Consider the following 12,188-nt stretch of genomic DNA (forward strand, 5'->3'; position numbering starts at 1 on the left):
TAGTTAGACTAAAAAAAGCTTTATGGCTTTGATTTTTGAAAAATACCAGTAAGATAATCACATCTGCGGAATGTGGGTTAAAAAATATGGATATCGGATTGCAATTTTTTGACAAATAAAGCTTGCACAAACGGTCGTCGAAAAGTATAGGGTTAAGTGTTTGGGTTGAGGGTGGGTCTTATTTTTTCTCAAACATAAAAATACAAATATACACTAGGGACACAGCGCTGCTGTGTCCTCATTTTTGTTGCCGCCTAAAATAAACTGCTTTCAATCTGTCGAAGATGCGATCGCAGACGCCATCAAACAGACGGCATAAAACAAACCCCAGCAACTTTTAGGCTGCCGGGGCTTGTCTTGTTTAATTTGGTGGCGGGAAGTGGATTTGAACCACTGACCTTCGGGTTATGAGCCCGACGAGCTACCAGGCTGCTCTATCCCGCGTCGCTTTATCTCTCTTTAGTGGTTTCCAAAAACAAAACCCTGAAACCTTAACGATTACAGGGTTCGCTTGAATTTGGTGGCGGGAAGTGGATTTGAACCACTGACCTTCGGGTTATGAGCCCGACGAGCTACCAGGCTGCTCTATCCCGCGTCGTTTTTTGTATCTTTATTAATATAAACATATCTTTCGGAAAATTGCAACCCCTAAATCAAAAAAACTTTTTAGATTGTGGGAGGGGTTGCTCAAATCGGCGAGCCAGTCTCGATCGCCCTAAAGCATCGAAACTTCCCCGATTACCTCCAATCGCTTGAACTCACTGAGAGTGAGGTAAGTCTCCGCCAGAGTTTCGGCGATCGTCGGAGTAATCCACCCCAACTGCTTGAGCAAGTGAATCGCCACAGCAAATTGAGCGCGCTTTCCCCCATCCGTCACCTTAATTGCCAAGCCCATGCCTTCGCCAACGCGGCCAATGCACTGCACCCCTTCGGCGCCGGACTTGCTCACCAATTCCCCTTGAGTCAAACGCATCAGTTCCGTATCAAATTTGCCCTCACCGGCAACCATCATCGGGTGATGAGTCATAGCGCGGACAATCCGCTCCATATCCACATTGTTGCCGGAGGCTAACTGAGCATACAAAGACGCCATTTGCCCCAACTGCAACAGATAGGTAGGAGCGCCGCAGTCGTCGCGAGCGCTGATAAACTCTTCGGCAGGCATTGCCAGCAGGTCAGCCACTTTGCCCAAAATAAGCTGCTGGACAGGATGTTTGCGGCGTAAATAAGTGTCCAGAGGCCAGTGCAGTTGCTGACAGACAGCCAGCATTCCGGCGTGTTTGCCGGAGCAGTTGTATTGCAGGGCGCTCTTTTTGCCTTCGGGAATGGGGCATTGAAGTTTAGAGGGGTCAATGTCGCAGCGCCACAGGACGTTAAATACCTGGCGCGATTGCTCGATCGTACCTTGATGGGAACTGCAAATAATCGCTAAATCTCGATCGGTCAATTCGTAGCGTTCTAAAGTGCCAGTCCCCGTCACCGCCAAAGCTTGAAAAGGCTTGAGTGAAGAACGGACAAATGAGGCCGTTTCCGAGTTACCAGCAACAGACAGAACGCGCCCGCGGTTGTCGCAGACAGCGGCCTGGGCGCGGTGCCTCGATTCTACAATACCTTCGCGCAGCAGTGTGACTTCCAGTTCGGGAGCTTGGGTTCGTTTTCCCCTTGTCATATCAATTTTAGATTTTAGATTTTAGATTTTAGATTGGGGCCGGTGGAAGTTATGAGTTGCGAGCTGCCAGTTAAGAGTTATAAAGTTAATCTTTCGGCGATCGTTTCTCACTCATGCACTCCGTGTGTGTTGTTGGCTGTGCGCGGCAATCTCAAAACTCAAAACTCCCTTCCATTCCCGATTACAAACAACTCCAAATTAGTCCCCCGGCAACCAGCAACACTGTCAAACCATAAAATGTCTGCCGCAGACGCCGGAGAATTGGTTCTAGTTGGTAGTTGACAATCAACTGGTCTTGAAGCAAAACTTCGGGAGTTTTAGGCCAAGATTGACAATCGTACCAGCCAGACTCTTCGTAGACGACCGTGGGATTTGAAAGGCGCGATCGCACGTAGAACCAACCCAAGTAGAGCCGCAGCAAAGCTAATCCTAGAATAAAACTGGCACCTGCGGCACCGCACAGGACAAACTGAGCTGGATACTTGACAGGAGCAAAGCTAGAAGCAGCTATCGGCACCGATACCAAGCAACTCCAAGCCCAAACCCAAGCTAGTTTTGCCAGGTATCCGGGCCAATTGAGTGTTACCCAGCTAAAAAACCAGGATTCTTTAAGTTCTTGGTATTCATTGATCGGTCGCTGTTCTTGCGGAACTGGACAAATAGAAGCAGAAACGTTTTTCACATTAGCCATCCTCACAGCGTGGGGGAAAAGTCAATGCGTTCGGCGTGTCCCCAGAACGCTTCTAAATTGTAGAACTCCCGCTCTTGAGGCTTCAAAATGTGAATGATCGCGTCGCCGTAGTCCATGACGACCCAACTAGCATCTGATAGGCCTTGTGTACGCAGTGGCAAGCGTTGCCACTCTTCTTCCACTTGGTCTGCTATCGCTTGGGAGATGGCTCGTACCTGGACATTGGAAAATCCGGTGATGATCGCAAAGTAGTCTGCCAAATAGCATACTTCTGCCACCCGGAGCAATACAATATCTACTGCTTTGCGGTCATCGGCTGCTTGGGCAACGGTCATGATCATGCCACGGGCTTCGTCTGAGGAGGTGCCGGCCGTTGCTGTAGACTGGGCCCTGGAATATTCGAGTTGAGTTAGATCTGACATTCAGTGTTTAATTTCCTAATTGATAGGGTAAGGGGAAATGGGTGCGCTATTCGCTTTCGGTTGTTGGCAGTTTGAGACGGGAAATAGGAGTTAGGTTGAAGCTAAAAGTAAGGACAGGATTTCTGGTAAATTTTACTTTTAACTTGTGATTTGTTCGATCGACTTTTCTGTCGAATTTCCTCTTTCCGGCGATTCGCGGGCCATTTGCAGCGCCCAATTCCGCGTAAGTACGGTGCGGGGGTGGATGTAGCAGCGAGTTTCTAGCAAATATTTAAGAGAATAATCGCTAGTTTGCCACACGGCTGCATAAAGATTTTGCCAGCTTGCCTCGCGCAGTGCTTCTAGTTCGGCTGTGTTGCCGCGGCTCGGCTCTATGGTATCTGCTACAAATACGGTACAACTGAGCTGACTCATGTTTGGTCTGCCGAGGGTGTGATGGGCGATGGCGTCCAAAATTTCTCGATCGACCACCCCGAATTCGTCTCTGGCGACGATCGCGCTGGCGTCTGCGTGCAGCAAATGCGGGTGTGCTTCCAACACTGAGTCTAACTCTAAACCTTCCTTCTGGGCCATGTGCAGCAGCAGTTGAGGTTTGAAGTATTTTGCCAAATCGTGCAACAAACCGGCAGTTCGGGCTTTTGCTTCGTCGAGGCCGTAATGGCGAGCCAAGTCACCTGCTACTTGTTCGACTCCGAGGATGTGTTTGATGCGGGCAGCAGGAACGCGGTCACAGAGCCAAGCTAGGACGTTTTCGCGCGCGGGTGCAAGTGCCAAGTATTAACTCCAAAATTGTATGAGCTACTATTTTAGCGTTTTGTTTCGATCGGCTGCGGTGTCGGGCACGCGGGGGTGTGGTGATATCTGGGATGGGGAGGGGCGAAGGCGGCGATCGGCTCTACCTGAACAATCCAAAGATATGTTAAAGTAAGTGGCTGTAACTACAAATTGTAGTTACAATATCTAGTAACAATCAAGGTATGGAATTTGAGTGGGATGAGACTAAACGTCTTACCAACCTTAGCAAACATGGAATTGACTTTATCGACGTTCCATTAGTTTTTGATGGAGAAATCGTTACGGTTGAGGACGAACGATTCAGTTATGGGGAGCAGAGGTTTGTGACTTTTGGTTTGTTGCAAGGGCGAGTAGTCGCTATTGTCCATACAGAACGAGAGGAATATACCCGCATTATTTCCGCTAGAAAAGCAACTAAATATGAACAACGAATTTACTTCGAGCAAATCTCAAACTGATTGGGAACGCCTAGATGCCATGACTGATGAAGATATTGATTTCTCTGATTGCCCGGAAATTACGCCTGAAATGTTTGCTAAAGCCGTAGTTCGGCGAGGCTTGCCCAACCCTAAGACTAAAGCTCAAGTTACCTTACGCATTGACAGTGATGTTTTGGAGTGGTTTAAATCTCAAGGTCGTGGTTATCAGACCCAGATCAACGCCTTACTAAGAGAATACATGAAAGCCCATCAATAAGGGATGTGCTATTTTTTGTAATTATAGCGGTTCTCAAAAAAGTGAGGTATGCCATTAGCCCTATGCCCATGAGTACCTCATCTTTCGCTCGAAAGGCTATATTTCATTTATTCTACTTTTAGTCAGTGCCATCAAAGGTTATTTTATAGTTGCTCCACTTCGGGCTTCGATGGTAATTTTGATTGCCATTTTGTTGAAAAGGGGATTTTCGCTAAAAAGCTTAATCGAAATGGCCGTTACTGGCCGTCAAAAATCCTTTATAAGTTATCGCTATTTTACTTTGAATCGGGGCAGTAATGGCTGTCTGGATGGCGGCGGGCACAGTTCCGGTGCTGGTATATTGGGGAATTAAATCGATCAATCCTCAGTCTTTCATTTTTTGGGCGTTTATCTTAACGAGCGTTCGTTCTGTAGTGATCAGAACATCTTTTGCCACTGTAAGCACGGGCGGTTTCAAGCGCTTATCTTATTTCGGCAAAGGCTCCAATATTTTCTCACCATGACTCGCTGCCACCGCCGCAAATAAAGCTTCATAATGATTCAAAGCTTCCTCAAATCCGTAATTCTCCACAGCATAATTTCTGCCTTGCTCGCCCAAGGCATCCACCTTAGCAGGATGCAAGTACAAATCTTCAACTGCATCAGCCAAAGCCTGCGGATCTTCCGGCGCTACCACCACCCCGCCACCGCTTTGCTGCACTGCTTTCTGGGCCGTACCGGTTTCGGGCACCGACGCCAAAATTGCCCTGCCGCTGGCGAGAATTACTTGAATTTTTGAAGGCATATTGAAGTTAGTAACGCGACGCTTTTGTACGACTAAACTAACATCAGCAGCAGCTAACAATTCGGGCAATTTTTCTCGCGGTTCAAATGGTAGCAGCATTACATTATTAGCTTTGTAAGTTTCGCAATCTTGTTGCAAGCGCGCCAAGGCTGTTGATTCCCCCACAATTACAAAAGCAATTTCGGTTATGTGTTTCAAACGAGCCGCTGCTTGGACAACTGTTTGCAAGCCTTGAGTTAGGGCAATATTGCCTGCATAGAGAACGACAAATTTGCCCTTGAGTTTGTGGGTTTCTCGAAATGAGTTACTTTCTTTGGGTAAGGGCCGAATGAAATTAACATCAACCCAATTGGGAACGCAAACTATTTTTTCGGGGGGTACTCCTTGAGAGTGCAATTTGGTGACAAAACCGCTGTCGATGACGCTGACTTGGCTGGCTGTGCTGTAGGCCAATTTTTCCAAAGCGTCAGCAATGCGAACTAGCAGTCCGTTTTTTTTGACCAAGCCGACGCGCACGGCTGCTTCTGAGACGATATCCTGAACGTTGAGGACGATCGGGCAAGCGCGAATCCAGCCGTAAAAGGCGACTGGGACGCAAATCGGTAAAGGGGGCATTGTCGAGAAAATCACGTCGGGACGCCAGCCTCTGAAGGCTTGGACGGCGCTGGAGACGACAAAACTGCCGTCTAGGACAAGTCGGTCTAGGAGGCTGGGGTGGGGGCCGTTGACGCGCAGATAGCTGCGCTGAATTGTGACGCCGTTGTGTTCTTCTGTGAGGTAAAATTTGCCCTCATATTGCGGATAAATCCGGCGCTGGGGATAGTTGGGCATTCCTGTGACGACTCGGACTTGGTGGCCGCGCTTGACTAAGCCTTGCGCTAGTTCTGTCATCAGGGGGGCAATGCCGATCGGCTCTGGATAGTAGTTATAGGAATAAATTAGAATACGCATAATATTTATTTTGAAGCCAATTGTCCTGCAGCCGCGTGCATCAAGCCTGCACCCGCAGAATTGCAGAGGATGTGGTTGGGTTCCGGGTAGGACAATAGGGGGCGAGTCTTCCACTCCTTGGGAAAGAAGCCGCCCTTACCGGGCGGGTATCGCGCCCTCAGCTAATGTTTTTTCGCATTACCAGGCAGTTGCGGCGATCGTCGGTACGGATATACCGAAGCTCGTCTGTGAGCTTGTACATGAACACCAGTCCCCTTTCTCCTTCTCTGTCCAAAGGATCGCGCTGCTCTTGCATGATCGAGTGCAGCTTTGCTTCTAAGTTGAAGGGTTGACCCCTGTCCCAAATCCTAATTTCTAAGTAATCGGCAAACACTTTTACCTCAATGTCTATGGGCGTCGTGGGGGGCAAGTTCTGGTGAGCGTGGCGGACAGCGTTTGTAAAGCCTTCGTTAATTATCAGTCGGCACTGCCACCAGAAATCCGCTGGTATCATGGGCAAAACGATATTCTCCAACCATTCCAAAACGGATGTTAAAGCATTCAGGTCTGTTTCAACCTGCAGGTGCCACTCGGCCTTTGGTTGCTTGTCTTTCATCTTTCTTCCCCCTGGTCGGCCCCCACCACCGCTGTACTCAGCGCCGGAGGGAGATAAAAAGGAGGGCAAGGTCTTGGCAACATATTAGTTAAGTCAAGCTTGAGTTGAAGAAGCCCGTTTTGCCTCAAGGTGAGCATTCCTTTCGCACCATTTACTCGCACAGCAAATGAGAGACTTCTGATACTGTAACCCGCCTCGGTAGGGCGTTTAAATAGGGAAAATTTCCGAGTCAGCTTGGGAGGCAGTGATTTAAGCTTCGACCGTGTTAGGAGTCGCTACTTTTCTAAACACAGGTGAGTTCTTCTCGTCCTCGAAAATCATGCTGGGCTCATTCGATTATGACCTCGAACTGGCTAATTGCTAATTATTAATGCTCTGATTCCAGAGCTGGCAACTAGCTGTGCATTTTCTGGGCGTGTGAATTTTAACACTTAATGCTAACGTAGGTATCGCTAGCGATCGTCTGCTTGACTAAGTATCGAGTTCGAGTTCCCGTCGCCCGTCGACAACAGCACCTGAAAGTTCAAGTCTGGGTTGTTGAGGGCTCCTACACAGCGCCGCTATTTTTGTTAAACAGGACTGTTACAGTTTTAACAATTAGTTTCAAGTCATACATCAGGCTCCAGTTTTGTTGGTATTTTAAATCTAAACGGATGACATCTTCAAAATCGCGGACTTGAGAGCGACCGTTGACTTGCCATTCTCCTGTCATCCCGGGTTTGACATCCAAACGCTGCCACTGAGGGACTTCGTAGCGCTCAACTTCGTCTGGCGTTGGCGGTCTGGTGCCGACTAGACTCATTTCGCCTTTGAGCACGTTCCAAAACTGCGGCAGTTCGTCGAGACTGGTTTTGCGTAAGATGCGCCCGACTTTGGTAATCCGCGGGTCGTTGTCATTTTTGAAAAATGCGCCAGAAGCTTGGTTTTTGATTTGGTCTTTCATGGCTTCGGCGTTGGTACACATCGATCGAAATTTCCAAATCCGAAATTGTCTGCCCATCCAGCCACAGCGGGTTTGACCGAAAAATATCGGGCCTGGATCGTTGATAGTGATGGCTGCTGCTATGGGTACGAACAAAATTCCTGTAATCATCAAACCGACTATTGCCCCAACAATGTCTATCAGTCGCTTCACCCACGACTGCACTGAGGGGTGGGTCATCGGTAGGTGATTGTCCGAGGGGTTGGTCTCTATCGGAGTTGAGGTTGCAGAGGGCTGCTCGATCGTCAGCACTTGATCTAGGCTGGTGAGAGCAAATACTGCCATCACCTGTGGCTTGAGGCTTCGGAGCACCAAGTCGCTGCCGCGCTGTTTGGCAAATTTCAGATTGCTGACTAAAGCACCTATCCCGCTACTGTCGATGAATGTCGTCTGACTGAAGTCTAGGACAATCTTGCTGGGAACGGTGCTGCCCGAAAAAAGTTGCTGGCAGGTTGTCTTGAAGTTTACGGCTTCAAGTACGCTCAAGCGCACGGGTATGTGAACTGAGGGAATCTCGTCCGAGTACGTTACCCGAAAATCTGCCTCTGGGGTTTGACTGACCATGAAGTCCTGGTTTCAAATTTCAAGCTGATGTCTTTAGCCTATTCTGTCCTAGCAGCTCCTCCTTTACCAAATATTATGGTTAACAAAAGGCTAGCTTTATACAAACTTTACAAAAACGCCTGCCAACTCGCCCGCCGAGAATGATATCAAAGGCAAAAATAGACTTAAGTCTATTTTTGCCAGTTTTTGCCCAAAGATTTTTGAACGCAGTCGCGGCCAAACTTTGACATCGGAATCAAGATTTTTGTGGATTCAGGCCGATTAATCTTGTCGTTAATAATTGGAGTGCCTGTCTTGCAGGGGATAGCCACCTAAGTTAACAGTTAACCGCTAACACAGAAGTCAACAGTTAACCGTTAACTGGAAAACCCCCGTAACCAGCGTCGGGGGATGAGGTTAAGAATTGTAGACGTTTTCTGACTGGGATGTTTCGCGGGTGATGGGTTTGACTTTGGCTTTGGCTTTGGCTGCGTTGCGTTTGAGGGCCTGGAGACGAGCTTCGTATTTAGCCCGCTGCTGTTTTTTGGAAGTTTGCTCGATTAAGGTTTTTAAGGCGCTGCCGAGGCTTTTGTAGGCGTTTGGGAGAGTGTAGCCGAAGCGGGTTGCCAGGGCGAGGGCTTTTTCGTCGGCGTCTACTGCTTCTTTTAAACTTTTCTCTCCGTTGTTTTTTTGGTAAAGTCTCCAGCCGGAGACGCCGCACAGGGATAGGGCTAGTAACAGCAGCAAGCCGTCTTGCACCCAAAGTTCGCCGACAGCGCCGCCTAAACCAATGGCGAGGGCTGCCATTTCCCAACCGTCTCTGGGGATGGTGTCGTTTTGGATTCTGGCGACTTCGTGCCAAAATAGGAGGTTACGCTGATCCATTGCTAGCTGTTCCCAGCGGATCAGGTCTATTTGGATTTCTACCTGGTCTTTGCCTATTTCTTCGCTGCGGATCAGGGTAGGATTAACTTCTATTGTTTTTTCTACTGTTACCCAACTTTGGAGTTCTGGGGGCAGTATGTTTTTCAAGCGCCGGATCTCACTCATCTCGGCTCTTGCTGTAGAGGTTGCATAGGATGTCATAGCTCCGGCCTATTGATTTTCCAAAGGTTAATATGTGTCTATTTCTGGAGTATAGCAAACCTTGAATCCAAATATAGTCTAGCAACGGGGGTCGATCGACTAATACTGGCAATTTTACTTGATTTTAGTCTCAGGGGGCGATCGCAACTGCCGACTCGATCATTTCCTTTGGATTATTTGAGCGACGGACTGACACTCATCTAAGGGATACAGTACCAGTTATCCTACTGCTATTTCTGGCTTATGCTTTGATAATCCTTTCCGACCAATATAGAGTCTTTTGTGAATAACTTCTCGCTGTTTTCTCGATTTTTATACCTTGGCTTTCTGCCAGATTAATTAACCGCTTTCAATATTCGATAGGAACTTGACCCGGATTTAAATATTACCTCATAATTCTACCTCAAATATCTTTCTAGTTATGATCTATTTTGGCTGCGGGTTGAGATAGGAAGTCGAGGCGTTGCGGAGAGCTTTTTAGCCTGGATGTTTTAAATTTAATTTCGCGATTACCGGCTAAGTCTTTTCTGTGAGTTTTGGTAATAAAACTTGTTGTTAAAACGTCTATTTTTTTTATTTTTCTAGATAACCAAATCCTTTTAACCTGAGTTAAACAGCTTGCGCTTTCTTCCATTTTATGATATTTTTATATTCCATAAAATCTTGCAACTCTTCTCGTTGTTCCTCTATCTTATTTTTTTTAGGTTGCTAATTAACGGTATGAACCAACTTTTTTCTGAAGTTACAAAACTCACCCGACTTGCCTTATCGCAATTCCGAACTATTCAATTCATACCTGTTATTAAGCAACGCTAAATGATTAAAGCGACTTGAGAAGACCGCTTTCTAACTGATAAATTGCTGCCATAATTCCACTTTCAGGATTTGTGAGCAGAGACTTTTTGACATCTTTAAAATATTCTACAATGTGTGCCCGCAAAATCGGTCTTTCTACTTTGACTGTGTGATTATAATCCCACAAATCCCAGATGATAATTCCGATGCCGACAATCGGGTCGATTAAACTTACTCCCAACTGACTAGCAACTGTACCGCCTGTTTTTGTGGCTACCTTGGCGGCGGCTTTGCTGGCAAGTTTTGCGGTAACTTTACTACCAACTTTAGCTGCTACTCCCAAAATTAAGGGTTTAGCAACCAAGTAACCGCTACCGCCAACTAATACTTTTAATGATAAATTCGAGACGTTTCCTTTGTCGCTAATTGTGGTAGCAATATCGTTCAGATATTTGTCCCACTGTACTTGCGGTATATTATAATTGTTTTGAACTACTTTCACATTCTTGCTAACTTCTGATATGTACAAATTAGCAGTATCTTGAGTGATTAATTGAAATCGCAGTTGAGCGTTTTTGGGTACCAGCACGCGGTTAGCAAATTCTCTTTGAAAGTCTTCGGTTAATTTTTCGGAAACAGCTTGAGAAGCTGCTGTCATATCAAATCTGTTGAGTACGGCAGATTTCACGAAGTTAAAAGGTACGGTAAACTCCATCTTTTTTTGAGTGAAGTAATCAAAGTACCAATCGAGGAAACTATTGTCTACTCGTCCAATTACTTCGCTTTCCCATTTATCCAACTCTTTTGAGGCGAAAGTTTCGGCTGTTGTATGGGATTTTTGGATGGCGTTTTTAATGTCTTGGTTGACTTTGCTAAAATCGTGCGGTGGCGAGACTACAACTGCTGTGGTTCCCGTATTTGTTAGTGACTGGGAAATTAGAAAGTTACCGAATAGGGGAATGATGACTACGAGAATTACGATCGTCCAAATCATCGGTGTCACAGTTTTGATAAACTGACCGATAACTCTGAGACGTTCTGTTTTCTCTGAATAGCTAATTTCTTCCTTGTCTTGACTCATGGCGGTTTCTCAACTGATGAGAGTTGGGCTAGTTTCGATTATAGGCGGCGTTTCGTGAATTGTGTTACGGGCCTGTGAGCTGGGATTCTGGAAAAGTTGGGTAAAAGTCCGCGCGAAGCTACCCCAAAGGGAATCGCCAGTTTTTAATTATTGACTGCATAGAAAGTAAAGTGGTACTATTTTTGAATATATCTCAAGCTGTTAATATGACCTTAGATCCTTTGCTCCGCAAGCTAGCAGCCATAAATCAAGCTTTATCTGCCATTTCAGCAGAAACCTGCACGGCGCCCGGATGCAATCAAGCAGTTTCAAAACCCGGTCACAAATTATGCTACGAACATTGGAAAGCTAACAACGCTCAACCCGTGTCAGCGCCCAAACCTAAACCCCAACAATCCTCTTCCCCCTCACTTCTGTCCGCTACCAGCATCAGCGAGAAACTAGAAATATCAAAGCACAAAGTCAATCCGATTTTAGCAGAGTTAGGATTGGTAAACAAAGAGCGCAACGGCTGGGTAGCCACTAAGCGGGGGATTGGTTTTGGGGCGGTGCAAAAAACCTACCCTCAAGACAACACTCCTTATGTGTTGTGGCCAGAATCTATACTGACAAATCAAGTTTTTCTAGCAACTATTGAGAGTCTTAAAGGTGACAATTCAGAACAGAGCAAAACAGAAGTAAACACAAAGCTAGGGTTCCGCGAGAAGTTTCGGGCGAGTGCACAGCATCGAACAACCGACGGTCATTTTGTGCGCTCTAAAGCTGAAGTTTTGATTGATAATTGGCTCTATATGGCGGAGCTAGTTCACGCCTATGAACGCCGACTACCCATAGAGGAAGAAGCTTACTGTGACTTTTATATTCCTGGGGGAAAAGTGTATATTGAATACTGGGGATATGAGAACAACCCGGAGTATGTTGCGCGTAAGGAAGTGAAGCAAGAACTATATCAGAAGTACGAACTAAACCTGATTGAGTTAACAGATGAACACATCAAGAATTTGGATGATTATTTGCCTAGAATGTTATTAAAATTTGGCGTAATTGTAAATTGAGTGAAAAGTACGATCGCACTCTTCATCCGCGTTAATCAGCGTC

The 12,188-nt window shown here is 46.5% G+C and carries 13 protein-coding genes and 2 tRNA genes; 4 read left to right on the forward strand and 11 right to left on the reverse strand.

The window, feature by feature from the left end:
- Positions 1 to 367 precede the first annotated feature (367 nt).
- From QUB11_RS22275 to yqeK, 6 genes are all read right to left on the reverse strand, one after another.
- Positions 368 to 444 (reverse strand) — tRNA-Met (locus QUB11_RS22275).
- A gap of 74 nt (positions 445 to 518) precedes the next feature.
- Positions 519 to 595 (reverse strand) — tRNA-Met (locus QUB11_RS22280).
- A 120-nt stretch (positions 596 to 715) separates the two neighbouring features.
- Entirely contained in the window at positions 716 to 1,669 is a 954-nt protein-coding gene (locus QUB11_RS22285) for an asparaginase (protein WP_333144243.1), read from the reverse strand.
- A gap of 181 nt (positions 1,670 to 1,850) precedes the next feature.
- Positions 1,851 to 2,360, reverse strand: a complete 510-nt coding sequence (locus QUB11_RS22290; RefSeq protein ID WP_333200880.1) for a CGLD27 family protein — start codon at positions 2,358 to 2,360, stop codon at positions 1,851 to 1,853.
- A 2-nt stretch (positions 2,361 to 2,362) separates the two neighbouring features.
- Positions 2,363 to 2,782, reverse strand: coding sequence for a ribosome silencing factor (gene rsfS / locus QUB11_RS22295; protein WP_333200882.1), 420 nt, complete (start codon positions 2,780 to 2,782; stop codon positions 2,363 to 2,365).
- Between the two features lie 138 nt (positions 2,783 to 2,920).
- Positions 2,921 to 3,556, reverse strand: a complete 636-nt coding sequence (yqeK, locus tag QUB11_RS22300) for a bis(5'-nucleosyl)-tetraphosphatase (symmetrical) YqeK (RefSeq protein ID WP_333391762.1) — start codon at positions 3,554 to 3,556, stop codon at positions 2,921 to 2,923.
- A 19-nt stretch (positions 3,557 to 3,575) separates the two neighbouring features.
- Here yqeK and QUB11_RS22305 point away from each other — a divergent pair, with 19 nt between their 5' ends.
- Genes QUB11_RS22305 through QUB11_RS22315 form a run of 3 tightly spaced genes read left to right on the forward strand, consistent with a single transcriptional unit; the run spans position 3,576 to position 4,273 of the window.
- Positions 3,576 to 3,710: a hypothetical protein gene (locus tag QUB11_RS22305; protein ID WP_333391764.1), complete on the forward strand. Its 135-nt coding sequence runs from the start codon at positions 3,576 to 3,578 to the stop codon at positions 3,708 to 3,710.
- 49 nt (positions 3,711 to 3,759) lie between these two features.
- Positions 3,760 to 4,035 (forward strand): BrnT family toxin, encoded by a 276-nt coding sequence (locus QUB11_RS22310; protein ID WP_333154177.1) that lies wholly within the window; start codon positions 3,760 to 3,762, stop codon positions 4,033 to 4,035.
- Positions 3,998 to 4,273 (forward strand): BrnA antitoxin family protein, encoded by a 276-nt coding sequence (locus QUB11_RS22315; protein WP_333154178.1) that lies wholly within the window; start codon positions 3,998 to 4,000, stop codon positions 4,271 to 4,273. Before QUB11_RS22310 ends, QUB11_RS22315 begins: the two co-directional genes overlap by 38 nt.
- Positions 4,274 to 4,739: 466 nt before the next feature.
- On the opposite strand, the gene QUB11_RS22320 is transcribed toward QUB11_RS22315, so the two are convergent.
- The 5 genes from QUB11_RS22320 to QUB11_RS22340 all read right to left on the reverse strand — a co-directional run bounded on the left by QUB11_RS22320 (position 4,740) and on the right by QUB11_RS22340 (position 11,090).
- Complete coding sequence (locus QUB11_RS22320; protein WP_333200886.1) at positions 4,740 to 6,008, reverse strand: WcaI family glycosyltransferase; 1,269 nt, start codon at positions 6,006 to 6,008, stop codon at positions 4,740 to 4,742.
- Between the two features lie 157 nt (positions 6,009 to 6,165).
- The gene (locus QUB11_RS22325; protein WP_333391765.1) at positions 6,166 to 6,603 is read right to left on the reverse strand and encodes an ATP-binding protein; all 438 of its coding nucleotides are present in this window, start codon (positions 6,601 to 6,603) and stop codon (positions 6,166 to 6,168) included.
- 547 nt (positions 6,604 to 7,150) lie between these two features.
- Positions 7,151 to 8,149 carry a sugar transferase gene (locus QUB11_RS22330; RefSeq protein WP_333200891.1) on the reverse strand — a complete coding sequence of 333 codons (999 nt, stop codon included), beginning with the start codon at positions 8,147 to 8,149 and terminating at the stop codon, positions 7,151 to 7,153.
- Positions 8,150 to 8,545: 396 nt separating this feature from the next.
- On the reverse strand, positions 8,546 to 9,214 hold the full coding sequence (locus QUB11_RS22335) for a DUF3318 domain-containing protein (RefSeq protein ID WP_015178535.1): 669 nt from the start codon (positions 9,212 to 9,214) through the stop codon (positions 8,546 to 8,548).
- Positions 9,215 to 10,034: 820 nt separating this feature from the next.
- A complete protein-coding gene (locus tag QUB11_RS22340) occupies positions 10,035 to 11,090 on the reverse strand; it encodes a hypothetical protein (RefSeq protein WP_333200895.1) in 1,056 nt (351 codons plus the stop codon).
- 206 nt (positions 11,091 to 11,296) lie between these two features.
- On the opposite strand from QUB11_RS22340, the gene QUB11_RS22345 reads away from it, so the two are divergent.
- A complete protein-coding gene (locus QUB11_RS22345) occupies positions 11,297 to 12,145 on the forward strand; it encodes a hypothetical protein (protein WP_333200897.1) in 849 nt (282 codons plus the stop codon).
- Positions 12,146 to 12,188: the final 43 nt, after the last annotated feature.

Source organism: Microcoleus sp. B6-A1, assembly GCF_036705085.1.
In the GTDB taxonomy this organism is placed as follows: domain Bacteria; phylum Cyanobacteriota; class Cyanobacteriia; order Cyanobacteriales; family Microcoleaceae; genus Microcoleus.